We start from the raw sequence: 17,310 nt of genomic DNA, 5'->3' as shown, positions 1-17,310 counted from the left end.
TTTATTTTATAGTTGAGATACAGCTTCTTTAATTGGGCTATTTCCATCATACAATTCAAACGTTTTTCCTATGGCATTTTCATTTTCGAGACATGCCACTGCTACAGCTGCTACATCTTCTCTTGAAATACTACCCATACCTCCGGCATTTTGGTTTAGCGTGACTTGATTCTTCGGTGGATTATTATGTAAGGAGCCAGGACGTATGATGGTCCAATCCAGCGAACTGCTCGTCAATTCGTTTTCTCCGTCTGCTTTAGCCTGTAAATAGTCTTTATAAGCATCTCCCCCATGAGTTTGGGTCATGTGCCCCAAGTGCACTTATGAGCACAAATCTCTTAACATTATTTGCCTGACATCCCTGTATTAAATTCTTAACACCTTGATGGTCTACTTCCTGGTGGCTGCCCGAACCTCCAGCCGCTGCAAAAATGAGAGCATCGATGGTTTTTAAATCATTTTGTATACTTGAGTCATTGATATCTTTAACAAGTGCTTTTGCACCTATAGCTTTTAATTTGCTTTCCTGATGTTCGCTTCGAATAAGTCCTACCACCTGAACATCATGATCAATTAGTGTTTCAACAATCAGGCTTCCTGTTTTTCCATTGGCTCCGACTACAAGAACATTCCTATTTTTTAGCATAATACGTTTATATCAATGTTATTTTTTTGAATACCCTAAGATATTTATCGTTGTAGATTACAGTATGTCATTATTCCCATTTTTTTTGGTAACTATTCCCTTTCTCATTTTTTAGAATGAATCCAGATAAGCATATACGTAGAAAGGTGTTCACTTTAAAAATTTTCCTACCCTGTTTCTATATTGACTTGGAGTAATTCGGGCACGTTCTTTAAAAAAGCGTACAAAATAAGAGGGCGAATTAAAGTCTAGAAAGAAGGCAATTTCAGAAATCGTTTTATTCGTATGGATAAGTTTTGATTGTGCTGCCAGCAAAGTTCGTTCGAAAATGAGGTCAGAGGCCTTTTTGCCATAAGCCTCTTTGACCATATTATTCAGATAATTAGCATTGATGTTTAAATCTTTGGCGTAATCGGCAACTCTTTTTGATGGAATAAAATTTTGTTTATGTCCTTCTATATAATGATCTTCTATCTTCTCTTTAAAATCTTCACATATTTTCATAGCTCTAGATCTATTTCTGTTCAATAGATTTGACAGACTGCCTAGGTGACACTCTTTTTGGGTACGTAAAAGCAATTCCATAATCCAGAGGTGTATAAACTCATCACCTTCTTTTGAGCGATAGTCCTCTAATGCGATGTCAAATCGCTTTTGGTAGTAATCGCTCACCTCTTGCTCTAATCGAAATTTCGGCACGACCCGTAAGTCAAAAAAGTCAAGTTTGCGCAAAAACTTTTTGTCGGTGAGTCGGCGTACCACAAAATTTTTGGTAAATGCTAATATATAGCCAGAAACATTTTTGATTTCCTTCCAAGAATTGAGTTGTCCTGGTTGTGTAAAAAATAAGCAATTACGCTCTAGTGTAATTGAAGTAAGCTGATTGGTTTTTTCAATCTCACCGTCAGTAACAAAATAGATAATGAAAAAATTCTGATAGTATGTGTTAGACTCTTCGGTAACGGTATGAGATACCTCTTCAAGCCGGGCCAAGCAGACTTCTTGGTGAGGTTTAATGGTAAAGTATGTGCCTTTTTCGCGTTTTTCTTTTAAGAAGAAAGTCTCAAAATCATGAAAGTTTAAAATAGTGTAGTTGTTAGAATCCAAAATATAATCGTTTTTATATTTCAGAGTAATACAGAATTATGCCAAGTATTTCTTGCTTTATAAATATCTGTTTTGCAAAACTTTATGAATTTTACAGTTTAAAGCTTCAAATATATTCCCAAAAAAATTGAAAATTTAATTATATTTAATCCTATTTTTTTTGGGAAAATGGAAATCTAGAAAACCACTATAACCGATGTACCCTATAATTTTGAGACAACAACATCATCACTAAAAAAATACTGGTTAAAATGATGGAAGTAAACGAACATTTTTCGACAAAAAGGCATACAAAGGATTGTATTCCCAAATAAAATGGGAAATTGACAAACAATAACGATAGTCCGTAATACAATGGTATCAAAGGAAGCAAAGCTTATACAACAACTGCAAGAAGAAATACAGTTCAAAGAAACGCTTTTGAGCATTAGTGAGGCGGTGGCCAGCATTCAAAATAAGGCTCATCTATTTACAGTGATTACCCAAAAAATAAATACCGTCTTCCCTTTCGATGAGCTTGGGATTTTCGTCACTGATGAAACAGGTCAGTACCAGCGTGACCTTTCTGCTGACGATAAATTTGCATATCTAGCGCCAAATGTGAGTGGCTGGTTACCAAAGGACGAGGGGATTGAAAATTACATGAAAAATGGTCCCGCTATTGATATGCTAGGTATGTTAATGCATAAATACCCTAATCACCCACATTATCCCGTTCTTAAAGAAAATGGATTGGTTCAATTTATAGCAGGACCTCTTAAAACGGGAGGTGTTACTATTGGTATGTTATGTTTTTGGTCTAAAGAAGAGGGGTTTTATTCTCAAGAAGACTTTCCCCTTTTTCAGGCTATTGCCGACCAACTTGCGGTTGCGGTAAGCAATGTGCTGGCCAATGAGCAACTGCTCGAAGAAAAACAACTCACCGAAAAACTTCTGGGCATCAGTGAGGCACTCGTAAATGTAAGCCAGCGCGACCAACTCTTTCATATCATTACCGAAAAAATAGGCCAATTGTTACCAATGGATGATTTGGCCATCGTGATTGTCAATGAAGACAAAACCCAGTGGAAGGATATTTCTATTGATCGAGGATTGAATCCTGATGCAATAAGCAAAGAGCTAAAAGCGAGTGGTTTTGACCAGTGGCAGGAAATGAATCACCTCATTGAGCATTTCATATCCTCAACAGAGGTAATGAATATTTCAGACTATCATCAATATCATTTCCCAAAAGAATTTCTACAAATTTTAGAGGAAGATGGGTTAATCGAATATATACATACTCCCTTGAGGTTGGCCGGAAATGCTTATGGGGCACTAATTTTCGACTCTAAAACTACTGGAAGGTATTCTGAAAAAGACTTCCCCCTCTTCCAGGCCATTGCTGACCAATTATCAGTGGCTGTGAGCAACGTACTCGCTAATGAGCAACTGTTGGAAGAAAAACAAAAAACCGAAAACTTATTGGCAATAACAGAATCTATCGCCAACATCACCACAGGACCAGAACTGATAAAAGCCATCTTCAACAAGTTAAGAAAAGTCTTTCCCTTTGATGATGCTGGGCTATTTCATTTGGATTATTCTAATAATAGGGAGCGTGATCTAACGGTGGATTATGGTTATGAAGTCAGCGGCATCAATACTACCCATATCAATGAAGGGTTAAACGGGTGGATGCCTATGAGTCAAGCTTCCAAGGTGGTGGTGCAACAAGGTATTTTAGTAAAAGGTAGAGAGATCTATGAAGAATTTGAACATCCCCATTTTAAAAACCCCAAAAACCGCATATTTGAGCAGATTATTGCAGCACCATTGCAACAAGGCGACCAAACTATCGGTCTTTTATGTTTTTGGAGCAAACAGCCTCACGCCTTTGATAATCAATTATCACTTTTTAAATCCATCACCGACCAAATGAGCGTTGCGCTTAGCAATATATTGGCTAACGAAGCCATTCAATTAGATAATAAACATAAAAAGGTATCACTTGATATTGCAAAATCAATAGGTGCCATTGAAAAACTTGATGTTTTAATAAAAGAAACTGTTAAAACACTCGTACCTATATTCAAATCGCAAGAACACGCTTTAATTATCATTGATGAAAAAAGAGATGAATATCTGGACTTGGCCGTCATACACCAAGAAGTAGCGGGTAATACTTTAGACCTAAAGTTATTTGAAAAAGGCTTTTATACCAAATTTAAAATTCCTTATAAAGGTTCGCAGCTAGAAGAAGTGGTCGTATCCATCGAACAAAATAACGATATCCCATTACTGTTTGATTATAACAAAAATTACAGCCAATACACAGATAAAAAGTTATTGGATGAATTACGTAAAAAACTAGATACTTGTATCATTGGGTTACTTAAGGTATCAGGGAAGATAGTAGGTGTTTTTATACTTGCTTATACCAAGGATAATCAATTTGATATAGGTCAAATTGAGCTTTTTAAATCGGTTTGTGACCAACTAGCATTGGCCATAAGTAATGTATTGGCACGTGAAGATATTCAAAAACGCGAACAAGAAAAATCCTTGCAGGTCAACCTGGTGAATACCCTTAATCTTAATATTCTTTGGAAGGACAAATTATTACAATTGACACAATCCTTTTCTAATCATCTGGATAACCATTTAGTCATTTTTGCTTTTCAGCCAGAAAGAAATACTGAATTTTGCCACACGTTTGAAAGGATTGGGGCAAATGAGTACAGACACTTTGATTATCAAAAATTTCTCAATTTTATCGGGCTTGATGAAGCAGCGTATCGAAGCAATAGAGAAAAAATCAACGGAACGCTACTGCAAACAGGAACAGTCTTTATAAAATATCAGAAAAAAGCAACAGTGCTACGTAAGGTTGCTAAAAAGTTTAATGTAAATAGTAGATTAACGACTTCGTTAAAATTATCCTTTCCCGGATACTACCGTCTTAGTTTTTTGAGCAAAAGTGATTTAGGATATTCTGAAAAGGACAAACAGCTGTTAGAAATCATGAAGCCTTCATTAGAGCTGGCTTTAGAAAAGGTATTCGCCTTAGAACGTATCACTGAATTGAATGCGCAGCTCAAACAAGAGAAAAATTACCTTCGCGAAGAAATCAAATCAGACCATGATTTTGAGAATATTATCGGTCAGCATATTTCCTTGAAAAATGCTTTTGAGCAGGTACGTCAATTAGCTGCGATGGATATTAGCGTTCTTATAACAGGAGAAACCGGTACGGGAAAAGAGTTAATTGCCAGAGCACTTCATGAAACCTCAGTGCGTAGTGAAAAAACACTCATCAAGATGAATTGCGCGGCAATGCCCTCGGAACTTATAGAAAGTGAACTTTTCGGTCACGAAAAAGGAGCCTTTACCGGTGCTACCAAGCAACGTATCGGTAAATTTGAACTGGCGCATGAAAGTACCATCTTTTTAGATGAAGTAGGAGAACTATCTCTCGAAGCCCAGGCGAAATTGCTTAGGGTTTTACAGGAAAAGGAATTTGAACGCTTAGGAGGCACTAAAACACTGACTTCAGATTTTAGAGTAGTGGCCGCTACTAACCGTAATCTACAAGAAGCTATAGATGAAGGTACGTTTAGAAGCGATTTGTTTTATCGGCTCAATGGTTTTCAAATTTACTTACCGCCTTTGCGAGACCGTCTGGAAGATGCCCCGTTATTGGCCAGACATTTTGCCAAAACCTTTGCCCATAAGATAGGGAAACCATTTACCGGTTTTTCCACACAAAGTCTTTTAAAAATTCAAGAATATACCTGGCCTGGCAATGTTCGTGAATTGAAGAATCGGGTTGAACAGGCGTTGGTCACCGCCAAAACGGATTTGATTACCTTACAGTTCTCTGACGAAGCATTATCGCAACATTCCATTATCTCAAATAAAGGCACACTAACTGACGGTGTGACTATGGATTATATTGAACAACGCAAAAATCTTATAGAAAAAGAATTGATTACCCAAGTGCTTCAGCAGACCAACTGGCGGGTCAGCGGCACAAAAGGAGCTGCCAAACTGTTGGGACTGAAAGCCACTACCCTGGAATATCGAATGAAGAAATTAGAGATATCAAAACCAAAATAATTAATTTGGACGGCCATTTTCTGGCATTATAATACTTCTTTTGATTTTCTAAGATGTTTTTCTGTCATTTTTCCTGTGAAAAATGAAACCCTTGCCCAATAGATGTAACATACCTTACTGTCTTAAATTTCATATCGAATCATTCTTCGGTCTTCATTTAAAATTAAGGTATGAACAAACAATATGATGTCATCATAATAGGTACCGGTCAGGCAGGAGTACCATTAGCAAGAGATTTGGTCGCAGCCGGTAAGACCGTTGCCGTGATTGAGCGCAAACGTTTCGGAGGAACTTGCCCAAATGTGGGCTGCGTACCTTCAAAAACACTTCATGCCAGTGCCAAAGCTATTTATGATGCCAGAAACGCTGTTGAGTTTGGCATCACCATTCAAGGTACAATTAAAGCGGATTTAGAGGCTATCGTTGCTAGAAAAAATACCATTATCGCACCAATTACGAAGAGAGAAAATAAATTTAAAGCGCTTAAAAATATTGATTATTACAACCAACACGCCAGATTTAGCGGTACACGAAGTATAAGTGTTAACAGTACTATTTTAACCGCAAAATTCTTTTTTATCAACGTGGGTGCACGACCCCGCATTCCTTCTTATGCTCACAAGGTTGATTTTTTAACCAGCACTTCTATTCTCGATTTAGAAATGGTACCTGAGCATCTTATCATCATTGGCGCTGGTGCTATTGGATTAGAATTTGGGCAAATGTTCGCCCGTTTTGGCAGCAAAGTTACTATTGTTGAAATGAGTAGCAGAATATTGCCCAGAGAGCATGAAGATGTTGGTAGTGCTGTAAAACAAGTCCTCGAAGCAGAAGGTATCATTTTTAGGGTGAATGCAGAATGCATCGACTGCAACACCAATACAAATAAAATTGAAGTGCACCTGCATTGTTCAAAAGCGGAAAAAGACCAATTAACTGGTACACACATTCTTTTTGCAACGGGCAGGCAGCCCAATACCGATGATTTAGGTCTGGAAAAAGCAGGTATAAAATCAAATGATAATGGCTATATAGATGTGAATGATTTTCTAGAAACCAATGTCAATAATATTTGGGCATTAGGCGATTGTAACGGTAAAGGTGGTTTTACCCATACGGCTTATCACGATTATCAAATTGCAAAAGAACAGTTGTTAGGCAACGGAAAACAGAAAGCTTCAGATAGAATATCCTGTTGGTCACTGTTTATCGACCCGCCGCTCGCCCAAGTAGGTTTATCAAAAAAAGAAGCCTTGGCGCATGCCGAAAAAGCTGATTTTCTTATAGCACAGATGCCTATGAAACATGTGGCTCGTGCCATCGAAAAAGGCGATACCAGAGGTTTTATGGAAATTATTGTTCATAAGCAAACAAAGAAAATTTTGGGGGCAACCCTCTTTGGCATCGGAGCAGATGAAGTCATTCATGCGGTACTTCAAAATATGTATTGTAAAGGTACATTTGAAGACTTAAGGGATGCCGTACACATACATCCTACCGTTGCGGAGTATTTACCAACACTAATGGAAAAATCAAAACCCTTGAAGTAGCGCTATGAACATTGGAATGATAGGAACCGGAAGTTTGGGCAGCATCTTAGGGCAGCTATTTTGCAAAAATTTGCACAAGGTCATGTTTACCTGTAAAAGACCAGAAGGCTTGCATGCATTTACCAAAGCTGTAGGGTCAAATGCTTTTTACGGAAGTGTAGAAGATGTGTTACAGTTTGCAGATGTTCATGTGATAGCTATCCCTTTTCTGGAACTTCAAAACCTTGCCGCCCAATGCGAACGATTTACAACCGGTAAGGTTTTAATCGATACCACAAGACCTTGCCCTAAAGGAAAGAAAATATTAGTGGATAACGGATTTATTAACGGTTCGCAAAACAATTATATAAGCCATCTTTTTCCGAATGCCTATTTAGCAAAAGCCTTCGATGTCAACTCTTATGAAGTTATCAAAAAACATGCATTTAATAGTCTTCTGCAGCAAAAACTTAGGATTCCTTTTACAGCAAATCATCCCGAAGTAAAACAGATAGTAGAAAACCTTATTACACATTTAGGTTTCATCCCAGAATTTCAGCCTATCTCAAACTACAAAGCTATCGATATTGCTAAAAACCAAAAGACAGAACAACAATTTAAGATGTAGAGGAAGATACAAATAGTCGTATTGAAGCAAGAAAAATCAATTAAAAACTATAGAAAACAACAATTTACTTAAATATGAAAACAAAAGTATATACAGCCCAAGCCTTTGCTACGGGAGGAAGAGAAGGAAGTGTCTCCTCTGAAGATGGTGTGCTCGATTTAAAAATGAATCTAAAAAATGATGGTTCAGCTACGAATCCAGAACAATTGTTTGCGGCTGGCTATGCCGCCTGCTTTGAAAGTACCATCAGAATGCTGGCTCAGCAACAAAAAATTAAATTAACGGAAACAGGAGTAAATGGCTTGGTCGATTTGCAACAAGATGAAAATAGCTATGGCATTGCTGTAGTCCTTGAAGTTTCATTACCCGAAATAGACGAAGAAACTGCCCATGATTTACTTGAGAAAGCGCATCAAAACTGCCCCTATTCAAAAGCGACCAGAAATAATATCCCTGTAACCCTTAATCTGGTTCGTAAAATGACTTCTACACTCTAAATTACAAACTACAAATTATGGAACATACAAAAAAATCAATCATCATCGTGGGCGCAGGACCTGGAATAGGACGCGGTGTAGCGGAAAAATTTGGTACCGAAGGCTATAACGTTGGTCTAATCAGTAGAAACGCGAAAAGCCTTGAAACGTTAAAAGAACAGCTAGAGAATGAGGGTATCGTAACAGTATACGCTACTGCCGATGTCACAAATATCGAAGCTTTTTCCAAAGCATTGCGAGGACTAAATGAAAAATTACCCAACGTTACCGTGGTACATTATAATGTGGCACCTATGGCACCAAAGCATCTGTTAAGTTACGATACCGAAAGTTTTATAAAAGACTTGCACATAGGTCTGGGAGGCATCATTACGGTCATCAATACGCTTTTTGGAAAACTCAAGGTAAATAAAGGAGGTCTTTTATTGACCGGTGGTGGTTTTGCCGATTATCCCAGTGCAGATTTTGCGACCACGTCTATTGCCAAAGCAGGTATTAGAAATTTGGCACCGCAGTTATTTGAAGCATTAAAAGAAGAAGGTATGTACGCAGGAGCCTTGGAAATATTTGGTGAAGTCTCTGAAACAGCAGAAAGACACAATCCCAAAGCCATTGGAGAACAGTTTTTTCAGCTCTGGCAAAATCGTAGTGAAGCCTTAGTAAAATATTAACTATTTTCTTGAATGAAGCGTGTTAAAATGACATAGAAACGAGGAATAGTAAAATAAGAATGCCTACGGTGTAATTATCTTCGATATAAAGAAAAATTGATGCTTATTAATAATCAAAGAGAGATAATTCAAATAAAAAAAGAATAAGATGAAGTACAAATTATTAGGAAATACAGGATTGCGAGTGTCAGAGGTTGCACTAGGAACTATGACTTTTGGAACCGAAGCGGGTTGGGGAGCCGATAAAGAAACTAGCAAAAAAATGTTTGATTTATTTACCGAAGCCGGTGGAAATCTAATTGATACCGCTAACGAAATTTATACCGGAGGAACAAGTGAAAAATTTACGGGAGAGTTTATCAAATCAAATCGTGACTTTGTTGTTTTAGGAACAAAATATACGGATGCAATGCCGGGTAAAGATCCGAATATGGCTGGTAACAGTCGTAAGAATATGATGCAATCCTTAGAAAGAAGTCTAAAAAGACTTGATACCGATTACATTGATATATTTTGGGTTCATGCTTGGGATTTTTTCTCACCTGTAGAAGAAGTAATGCGGGCATTAGATGACATGGTGAAACAAGGCAAGGTACTTTATTTAGGAATTTCCGACGCGCCTGCATGGGTAATTTCCAAAGCAAATATGTATGCAAGACAAAATGGACTTACACCTTTTGAAGCATCTCAAATAGAGTATAGTTTAATACAGCGTACTGGTGAAAGAGATTTATTACCAATGGCGAAAACCGAAGGTATGACTACACTGGGTTGGTCTCCTTTATCTTCAGGAATATTAACAGGAAAATATAGTAAGAAAAACGAGGACTCTGACAAAGGTAACCGAAGGTTGGATAAGTCAGAATTTGCCGCTCTATCTGAAAGAAATCTGAGTATAGGAGATAAAGTGGTTGAAATTGCAGAAAAGAACAATGTGCATCCAGCAACAGTAGCTATAAGCTATGTAAAATGCCAAAACATCATACCAATTTTGGGGGGCACCAAACCCAGTCAAATTGAGTCTAATCTCAAGAGTATTGATTTTACACTTTCTAGTGATGACTTAAAAACTCTAAACGATATTAGTACTATAGAATTAGGGTTCCCATATGATTTCTTAAAGGGAACTCAACCCGTTACTTACGGTGGTCAACTCGAAAATATTGACCACCATAGACCTTTCATTCTAAAATAATACAGCAAAAATGGAACTAAATTTAAAAGGAAAAAAAGCTCTGGTGACAGGGAGCACAGCCGGTATAGGCCAAGGAATCGTAAAGACTTTAGCTGCCGAAGGCGTAACTGTAGTTATTAACGGACGTTCGAGTGAAGAAAAAGCTAAGAAATTGAAGTCTGAAATTGAGAAAAGCGGTGGTAAAGCTATTGTTGCTATGGGTGATGTATCTAGTGATAACGGTGTCCAGGAAGTTGTTAACAAAATAAAGTCAGAAATTGGTAACATTGATATTTTAGTAAATAATGCTGGAATTTATCCATGGGGGAACTGGTGGAACAGTACTCCCGAAGAATGGATCAAAACGTATGAAGTAGACGTAGTTTCTAATGTTCGGTTTATACAAGCACTTGTACCTATGATGGTTAGAAAAGGTTGGGGTCGAGTAATCCAAATTTCAAGTGCTTCCGGCCATACTACACCTGCTAACCTTGCACCTGTGTATGCTTGCACCAAAGCATCGCAAACGCATATGGCAAGGAGTTTAGCTGTAGAATTAAGAGGGACTGGAATTACAGTAAATGCCGTATGTCCTGCGCCAGTCTCAACCAAAACTACATTAGAATTATTTAAAGAGTCAGCTAAAGAGAAAGGTTACGGTGAGAATGATAAAGGAATTCAAAAATTCTTTGTTGATACCGTAATGCATAACCCTCCAGTAGAACGTATGGCTACAGTAGAGGAGATAGCTGGTACTGTAGCCTATTTATGCAGTCCTATTGCCGATCACATAAGTGGTTCAGAATTTCTTACCGATTGTGGCTATTCTATTACTGGCTTTAGACCAGCACCCTCAGAAATTCCAGTTCCAAACAAATAATCAAAAAAAGATAATAAAATGAAAATAATCAAATGCCCAACTTTACTGATGTTGATAAGTCTATTAACCTTTTCTTGTATTAATGATAAAAACATTTCGAAAGCAACTATTGATAAGTTAGAAATTATGGAAAAAACAAATCTATTATTCAATTATACTGATGCGTTCAACTGGGAAGGTCTACATCAAGAAGTCATGACCGAGGAGGTTTTATTTGATATGTCCTCCATCGGAGCGGGACCAGCAAATACAGTTTCAAGAGAAAACATTACATCTGGCTGGAATGCTAATTACACTGCTATGGATATAGATGCTGTAAATCACCTTAACGGTAATACTGTGGTTAGCCTAAAAGATAATGAAGCTGATGTGGTTACTTATGCTACAGCCACATTATATCGCAAAGAAGCTACTCAAGGACAAACTTTGGAGCTAACTGGAGACTACGATCTACATTTTATAAGAACCGAACAAGGTTGGAGACTAGATGAGTTCATCTATAATGTAAGATACATATTGGGTAATCAATCACTTGAATGACTTATTTATAATATATCATTAATAGAATTACCATGAAAGTAAAGCTTTTGAGTTTTGATTCAAAAGTGATCACCGATTATTATGTCTATTGAGATAATTCGATAAACCTAAAGGGTATCTATTGATAAAATTGAAGATGAAAATTAGGAAAGAAGGTACTGATAAAGAAAAAGTTAAAAAAACTGTTAAGGTCTTACAATAAGATAATTTAATGAATTACGTGCGATAGCCTAGTAATCGTTATAGCTCTGGCTAAATAGTACTGAAGCTTTGATAAAATACTAACTGTACTTTAAAACATAGCGTGTTAAAATGACATAGAACCGATAAATAGTAAAACGCCAATGAGTCTCTAGTTTTTAGCTTTAGAGTATACAAATCAGTTCACTCAATAAGAACCATTTAAACAACTAAAGAACAGATGAAATCATGGCAAATTCTAGAATCCGGAAATCTTGAGCAATTCAAGCTTCAGGATATCCAACAGGACAAACTCTCAAAAGGCAAAGTGCGGGTTAGAGTACGTGCAATAGGTGTTAATCCTGCAGATTTGATGCAAGCGATGGGCACACATCAAAATCCACCACCAATACCTTTTAGCCCTGGATTTGAAATTTCAGGAGAAGTATCCGAATCCCATTCAGAGATATACAAAGAGGGCGACCGGGTTATGGCCTCTATGGATTTTGGAGCGTATCAGGAATATGTAGACGTTAGCGAGAATTTATTGGAAATCATTCCTGAAACGGTTTCGTTTACACAAGCGTCAGCTATACCCATTGCGTATGGCACTGCTTATATTTCTATGTTACATCGGGGTAATTTAAAGTCAGGGGAAAGTCTTATGATTTTCGGAGCTACAGGTGGTGTGGGTTCAAGAACGGTCGAAATAGGAGCCGCCAAGGGAGCACATGTTATTGCAATCTATTCCAAAGCGGAAGAAATGGATTATTTAAAATCTTTGGGCGCTGATGAATACATTAATTATAAAACAGAAGAAATTATAGCGCGCGCCAAAGAAATCACAGCTGGTAAAGGTGTAGATGTTATCGCCGACCTGGTCGGTGGAGACATGTTTCAAAAAGCTTTAGAGAGTGTTGCCTGGGAAGGCAGAATACTTCCCATAGGTGCAGCTAGCGGTGAAATACCTCAATTAACCTCGTTAGATATGCTTGTTCGAAATGCTTCTTTGGTCGGGACAGATTTTGCAGCCTATATCGTAAACAAACCAAAAATAGTTCGAAAAGCGTTTCAAAAACTTTTCAAATGGCATGCTAAAGGAAGACTCAATTTTCCAGAGCCAAATAATATACTTCCATTTGAAGATGCCAGGAGTGTATTTCAAAAAATGAGTGAAAGAAGCCTCAAAGGAAAAACAGTTTTAACCTTATAATCATTTAAATAATTAAAAAAATGGATTTACAATTAAAAGAAAAAGTGGTATTGCTCACCGGAGCTACTTCAGGTATTGGTGAAGTTACAGCGCATCAGTTTGCAAAGGAAGGAGCACATGTGATTGTTACAGGCAGACGTAAAGAAAAAGGTGAAGCCGTGGCAAAAACTTTAAAAGAAAAAGGTGTAAAAAGCTTATTTCTCCAAATGGATGTCACCGACAGGGATTCTATCAGCAATGGCTATACTAAAATAAAGGAAGAATTTGGGTCACTGGATGTCATTGTGGCCAATGCAGGACGGGAACAACCTCATACTCTTCCTATTGACCAGCTTGACGATGATGATATGGATATAATGATAGATACCAACCTCAAAGGCACCTGGCTTACTGTAAAATATGGATTACCCTTGCTTCGTAGACCTGGAGCTTCCATTATCTTATTATCTACGGAATGGACATTTCTGGGTGGAGCTGGCCTTTCTGCCTATACCGCTTCGAAGACGGGAATCAATGGCTTAACACGGCAATTAGCTGTTGAACAAGGACCTTTGGGAGTTCGTGTCAATTGCGTATCTCCAGGTCCCATTTTAACACCGATGTTAGAGCGTTTTACACACAATGGAGATATGTCGTCTTTCTATGAAGCCAATATTCCGTTACAGAGAGCTGGTGAATCAAATGAAATTGCAGATGCCATCTTGTATTTCGCTTCAGATAGGTCGTCTTATGTATCCGGACAAATTCTGGCTGTTGATGGCGCGATGACCGTTAAGATGCCAACTGCCGGATTAGCAGGAAAGGTTCAATGAAAAATGTTAGCACAAAACTTAAACCAAAGATAAAATGAAAAGAACAATTTTAATTACCGCAGGAACAGGAAACATCGGAAGTGAGTTGACTGCGCTTTTAGCTTCAAATCCGCAGGTAAAGGAAGTCCGAGTAGGTACACGCAATCCAGAAGCAAGCAAATCAAAGTTGCTGAAAGATTTTAATAAAGGAATTGTAAAACCGGTTAAGTTCGATTTGGAAGATAGCCAATCGATAATCGAAGCAGTGAAAGGTGTTGACAGCCTTTGTTTAATCACTCCGCTATCAGACACGATGGTGGAATATCAGGAAACAGTCATTCAGGAAGCTAAAAAGCAAGGTGTCGACTACATTGTTAAAGTTAGTGTAGATGTGGCCAGTCCTGAAGCACAGGAAGGACCCGGTGCTGCACATTGGGCGGGAGAAGAAAACATTCGAGGAGCGAACATAAAAGCGACCATGCTACGACCTACTATTTTTATGCAGCATTTGCTCATTGTACCCGGTGTGTACGAAAAAGGAGATGATACCTTTTATCTACCTACCGGTGATGGAAAAATGGCTCTTTTAGATTGTAGAGATATCGCTTTGGCAACCGCTGCTTTGTTAACAGATCCTTCAAAATCAGACTTGTTAGATGAGGACTACTTTATGCTAACCGGACCTGAAACGCTTACGGCAGAAGAAATTAAACAAGAGCTTTCTAAACTTAGCAAGGACAAACCCTTTGCACATGAAGCTTCAGAAGAAGCATTTATCCAACATTCAAATAAAACTAATTCCCCCTTGGAATTAAAAGGAGTTTACGAAGCGGGTAAAAACGGTGCTTTCTCTACCACCTATACATCTACTTTCGAAAAAATGACGGGAAAAAGGCCCAATTCATTTGCTCGCTTTGCCTGGGATCATCGGTATTATTTTCAGTAGAACTAGCTAACACAAATTCACAGTTTAAACAACTAAAAATGAAAACAGCACTAACAATAATCATAATAACTATACTTTCTATGAACATGAATGCACAAGAAACACTAAAATTTAAGGTAATCGGCGGTTATCAATTTGCAGAAGGTTATGCCATGCAAAACAATGAACCACTCGTTTATGCACAGGCCGGGCAGCTTACAGGCTCTTGGCATTGGGAATTTGAAAACGGTAAAAAAGGTAACACCCACATTAATGGAGCAACTGCTAACCGGGTGCTCTACAACGGAGAGAACGAACTCATGGGCACCATGAAAATAAACATGTTTGAGTTTGAAGGCTCAGCATCAGGTAGTGATCTGTTGTTTTTATCTTACAAAGCGCAAGAATTTACTGTTGAAGGAAGCAAAGTTACAATTAAGGTATCAGGTGAATTTACTGGTGGCACAGGAAAATATCAGGGAGCCCGAGGTTGGTTGACGGTCACTTCTATCAATGGTTTTTTTGACGACGGTGAAGGAGAGATTTATCTTGGTAAGGCACCAAAAATTACCAAAGAAAAAGTGAGACAATGGACTGAAGACTACTTTAAAGCAACTCAAAGCGGAGATGCCGAAACATGGGCAAACTCTTTTGCAGGTAACGCTTACATCAATGACCCTTATGGGAGCCCGGCACCAAACAACAGAGAAGAAATAGTACAGGTAGGTCAAAATTTTATGTCGGCCTTTAAAAAAGCAGGTCTCTATCCTGATTACATTTTTGTAGACGGTCTGATAGCAACTTCAAAATGGACAGGAAGAGGAATTACTAAAGAGGGTGATCAAGTCACTTTTGAAGGAATAAATGTGACCACTTATAATGAAAAAGGGCAAATAACGAGTCACATCGGTTATTGGGATCCAACAAAAATGAAGGTAGAAAAATAAATCTTTTATAATATGAAAATAGGAATCATAGGCTCAGGAAATATTGGAGGCAATCTGGGCAAGCACTTTGCAAAAGCGGGACATGAGGTATTTTTTAGTTCCAGAAACCCAGAGAAACTTTCAGGCTTAGTCAATGAGATTGGCGAACGGGCACATCGAGGAACCGTTGAAGAAGCCGCAACTTTCGGAGAAGTCATTTTACTGGCTACACCCTATGGAATGCTTCCTGAAGTTCATGAAAGAATTGGTAACCTACAAGGTAAAACGCTTATAGATACCACTAACTTTTATGTACAACGTGATGGTACAGAAATAAAGAAGCAGATGAGTGCCCAAAATCAGAGAGAGTCTGAGTGGACAGCTCATTATTTTAAGGGTGCCTCAGTGAGCAAAGCATTTAATACCATACCTGCTGCACAGCTGAGGGACGAAGCATTTAAAGAAGAAGGCATGCAAGAGATTATACCTTTTGCTGCTGGTAACAAGCAAGCAAAAGAAATTATAGAACAACTTATTTCAGATATTGGTTTTAAGCCGGCCTTTATTGGCGGTTTATCCAAAACGAAAGTGATGGAGCCTGACCAAGAGCTCTACATGGGATTCCCTGCTGAAGAAAAAGTAAAAGCATATACGGTATAATGGATAAAAAGAAGCCCAAACAAATACATTGGAGGATGGTCTTGTTAGCCTGGCCATGTGTTTACGGGCTAATTTACTTAGCCGGTTTCATTGTGCATTTACTCATTCCGAATGCGTCCGAACCAGTAACTATTGGCGTTAGCTCTTTTCTTATTTGTAGCACCATGATTTATGCTGTGGTTCCACTTATATCAAAATATTTTAAAAACTTTATAACCAAAACATAGATGAAAGAAGAAGACAAACCGATAAAGACAGGATTTAGCCGAAGAAATTTTTTACAAGTTTCTGGTACCGGTGTTGCAGGCCTAGCGGTAGCTCCCCTTTTAGGTGCACAGGCTGCAGAACAGAAAAATCTTGAACGACCTTTTGAAGTACCTAATGCGGTCGATATACAACTAAACATCAATAACGAAACCATAAAGCTAAAAATAGATCCGCGTGCCAGCTTGCTAGATACCTTAAGGTACAAGTTGAATATGACAGGAACGAAGAAAGGTTGCGATGCGGGACACTGTGGAGCGTGCACCATTCACATTAACGGCGAACGCAAGTTGTCTTGCCTTACGCTTGCCATGCGCCATCAAAATGATAAAATCACAACCATAGAAGGCTTAGCAGAAAATGGGGTATTGCATCCCGTGCAACAGGCTTTTGTTGATAATGACGCTTTTCAATGTGGGTATTGTACCTCAGGGCAGGTAATGTCTGCCGTGGCGTGCATAAAAGAAGGGCACACCAAAAGTACCGAAGAGATAAAAGAGTACATGAGCGGTAACATTTGCCGTTGTGGAGCTTATCCAAATATTATTAAAGCAGTTCAAGCAGCATCTAAATAAAGCAGA

Annotated in this window: 17 protein-coding genes; 14 read left to right on the top strand and 3 right to left on the bottom strand. The window is 38.2% G+C overall.

The genetic code is table 11. The features are described 5' to 3' along the window. Positions 1–6 precede the first annotated feature (6 nt). The 3 genes from J8281_RS16430 to J8281_RS16420 form a co-directional block, all read right to left on the bottom strand. Positions 7–306 carry an NAD(P)H-binding protein gene (locus J8281_RS16430; protein ID WP_210198744.1) on the bottom strand — a complete coding sequence of 100 codons (300 nt, stop codon included), beginning with the start codon at positions 304–306 and terminating at the stop codon, positions 7–9. After that, the gene (locus J8281_RS16425; RefSeq protein WP_210198743.1) at positions 275–646 is read right to left on the bottom strand and encodes an NAD(P)H-binding protein; all 372 of its coding nucleotides are present in this window, start codon (positions 644–646) and stop codon (positions 275–277) included. The genes J8281_RS16430 and J8281_RS16425 overlap by 32 nt, the downstream gene beginning before the upstream one ends. A 150-nt stretch (positions 647–796) precedes the next feature. Next, positions 797–1,753, bottom strand: a complete 957-nt coding sequence (locus J8281_RS16420; RefSeq protein WP_210198742.1) for an AraC family transcriptional regulator — start codon at positions 1,751–1,753, stop codon at positions 797–799. A 354-nt stretch (positions 1,754–2,107) separates the two neighbouring features. On the opposite strand from J8281_RS16420, the gene J8281_RS16415 reads away from it, so the two are divergent. From J8281_RS16415 to J8281_RS16350, 14 genes are all read left to right on the top strand, one after another. Continuing rightward, positions 2,108–5,851 carry a sigma 54-interacting transcriptional regulator gene (locus tag J8281_RS16415; RefSeq protein ID WP_210198741.1) on the top strand — a complete coding sequence of 1,248 codons (3,744 nt, stop codon included), beginning with the start codon at positions 2,108–2,110 and terminating at the stop codon, positions 5,849–5,851. 170 nt (positions 5,852–6,021) lie between these two features. Continuing rightward, entirely contained in the window at positions 6,022–7,401 is a 1,380-nt protein-coding gene (locus tag J8281_RS16410) for a mercuric reductase (RefSeq protein WP_210198740.1), read from the top strand. 4 nt (positions 7,402–7,405) lie between these two features. Then, positions 7,406–8,008, top strand: coding sequence for an NADPH-dependent F420 reductase (locus J8281_RS16405; protein WP_210198739.1), 603 nt, complete (start codon positions 7,406–7,408; stop codon positions 8,006–8,008). 74 nt (positions 8,009–8,082) lie between these two features. After that, on the top strand, positions 8,083–8,505 hold the full coding sequence (locus J8281_RS16400; protein ID WP_210198738.1) for an organic hydroperoxide resistance protein: 423 nt from the start codon (positions 8,083–8,085) through the stop codon (positions 8,503–8,505). Positions 8,506–8,522: 17 nt separating this feature from the next. Beyond that, positions 8,523–9,176 (top strand): SDR family NAD(P)-dependent oxidoreductase, encoded by a 654-nt coding sequence (locus J8281_RS16395; RefSeq protein WP_210198737.1) that lies wholly within the window; start codon positions 8,523–8,525, stop codon positions 9,174–9,176. Between the two features lie 148 nt (positions 9,177–9,324). Continuing rightward, a complete protein-coding gene (locus J8281_RS16390) occupies positions 9,325–10,371 on the top strand; it encodes an aldo/keto reductase (RefSeq protein WP_210198736.1) in 1,047 nt (348 codons plus the stop codon). A gap of 10 nt (positions 10,372–10,381) precedes the next feature. Next, the gene (locus tag J8281_RS16385; RefSeq protein WP_210198735.1) at positions 10,382–11,230 is read left to right on the top strand and encodes an SDR family NAD(P)-dependent oxidoreductase; all 849 of its coding nucleotides are present in this window, start codon (positions 10,382–10,384) and stop codon (positions 11,228–11,230) included. An 18-nt stretch (positions 11,231–11,248) separates the two neighbouring features. Continuing rightward, positions 11,249–11,770: a nuclear transport factor 2 family protein gene (locus J8281_RS16380; protein WP_210198734.1), complete on the top strand. Its 522-nt coding sequence runs from the start codon at positions 11,249–11,251 to the stop codon at positions 11,768–11,770. Between the two features lie 421 nt (positions 11,771–12,191). Continuing rightward, a complete protein-coding gene (locus tag J8281_RS16375) occupies positions 12,192–13,163 on the top strand; it encodes an NADPH:quinone oxidoreductase family protein (protein ID WP_210198733.1) in 972 nt (323 codons plus the stop codon). 20 nt (positions 13,164–13,183) lie between these two features. Further along, positions 13,184–13,975, top strand: a complete 792-nt coding sequence (locus J8281_RS16370) for an SDR family NAD(P)-dependent oxidoreductase (RefSeq protein WP_210198732.1) — start codon at positions 13,184–13,186, stop codon at positions 13,973–13,975. A 34-nt stretch (positions 13,976–14,009) separates the two neighbouring features. Continuing rightward, the gene (locus tag J8281_RS16365) at positions 14,010–14,900 is read left to right on the top strand and encodes an NmrA family NAD(P)-binding protein (protein WP_210198731.1); all 891 of its coding nucleotides are present in this window, start codon (positions 14,010–14,012) and stop codon (positions 14,898–14,900) included. Positions 14,901–14,938: 38 nt separating this feature from the next. After that, a complete protein-coding gene (locus tag J8281_RS16360; RefSeq protein WP_210198730.1) occupies positions 14,939–15,826 on the top strand; it encodes a nuclear transport factor 2 family protein in 888 nt (295 codons plus the stop codon). Positions 15,827–15,838: 12 nt separating this feature from the next. Next, on the top strand, positions 15,839–16,465 hold the full coding sequence (locus J8281_RS16355; RefSeq protein ID WP_210198729.1) for an NADPH-dependent F420 reductase: 627 nt from the start codon (positions 15,839–15,841) through the stop codon (positions 16,463–16,465). Between the two features lie 227 nt (positions 16,466–16,692). Continuing rightward, on the top strand, positions 16,693–17,304 hold the full coding sequence (locus J8281_RS16350; RefSeq protein ID WP_210198728.1) for a (2Fe-2S)-binding protein: 612 nt from the start codon (positions 16,693–16,695) through the stop codon (positions 17,302–17,304). Positions 17,305–17,310 lie beyond the last annotated feature (6 nt).

The organism is Aquimarina sp. U1-2, assembly GCF_017897595.1.
In the GTDB taxonomy this organism is placed as follows: domain Bacteria; phylum Bacteroidota; class Bacteroidia; order Flavobacteriales; family Flavobacteriaceae; genus Aquimarina.
Note: the sequence above shows the minus strand (reverse complement) of the source record. Positions and strands in the feature narration are given on the sequence as shown.

Coding starts and splice junctions, on each gene's coding strand:
- J8281_RS16425 (WP_210198743.1), bottom strand. CDS start 646: ATGCTAAAAAATAGGAATGTTCTTGTAGTCGGAGCCAATGGAAAAACA.
- J8281_RS16385 (WP_210198735.1), top strand. CDS start 10,382: ATGGAACTAAATTTAAAAGGAAAAAAAGCTCTGGTGACAGGGAGCACA.
- J8281_RS16410 (WP_210198740.1), top strand. CDS start 6,022: ATGAACAAACAATATGATGTCATCATAATAGGTACCGGTCAGGCAGGA.
- J8281_RS16400 (WP_210198738.1), top strand. CDS start 8,083: ATGAAAACAAAAGTATATACAGCCCAAGCCTTTGCTACGGGAGGAAGA.
- J8281_RS16375 (WP_210198733.1), top strand. CDS start 12,192: ATGAAATCATGGCAAATTCTAGAATCCGGAAATCTTGAGCAATTCAAG.
- J8281_RS16370 (WP_210198732.1), top strand. CDS start 13,184: ATGGATTTACAATTAAAAGAAAAAGTGGTATTGCTCACCGGAGCTACT.
- J8281_RS16390 (WP_210198736.1), top strand. CDS start 9,325: ATGAAGTACAAATTATTAGGAAATACAGGATTGCGAGTGTCAGAGGTT.
- J8281_RS16360 (WP_210198730.1), top strand. CDS start 14,939: ATGAAAACAGCACTAACAATAATCATAATAACTATACTTTCTATGAAC.
- J8281_RS16415 (WP_210198741.1), top strand. CDS start 2,108: ATGGTATCAAAGGAAGCAAAGCTTATACAACAACTGCAAGAAGAAATA.
- J8281_RS16380 (WP_210198734.1), top strand. CDS start 11,249: ATGAAAATAATCAAATGCCCAACTTTACTGATGTTGATAAGTCTATTA.
- J8281_RS16355 (WP_210198729.1), top strand. CDS start 15,839: ATGAAAATAGGAATCATAGGCTCAGGAAATATTGGAGGCAATCTGGGC.
- J8281_RS16405 (WP_210198739.1), top strand. CDS start 7,406: ATGAACATTGGAATGATAGGAACCGGAAGTTTGGGCAGCATCTTAGGG.
- J8281_RS16350 (WP_210198728.1), top strand. CDS start 16,693: ATGAAAGAAGAAGACAAACCGATAAAGACAGGATTTAGCCGAAGAAAT.
- J8281_RS16365 (WP_210198731.1), top strand. CDS start 14,010: ATGAAAAGAACAATTTTAATTACCGCAGGAACAGGAAACATCGGAAGT.
- J8281_RS16430 (WP_210198744.1), bottom strand. CDS start 306: ATGACCCAAACTCATGGGGGAGATGCTTATAAAGACTATTTACAGGCT.
- J8281_RS16395 (WP_210198737.1), top strand. CDS start 8,523: ATGGAACATACAAAAAAATCAATCATCATCGTGGGCGCAGGACCTGGA.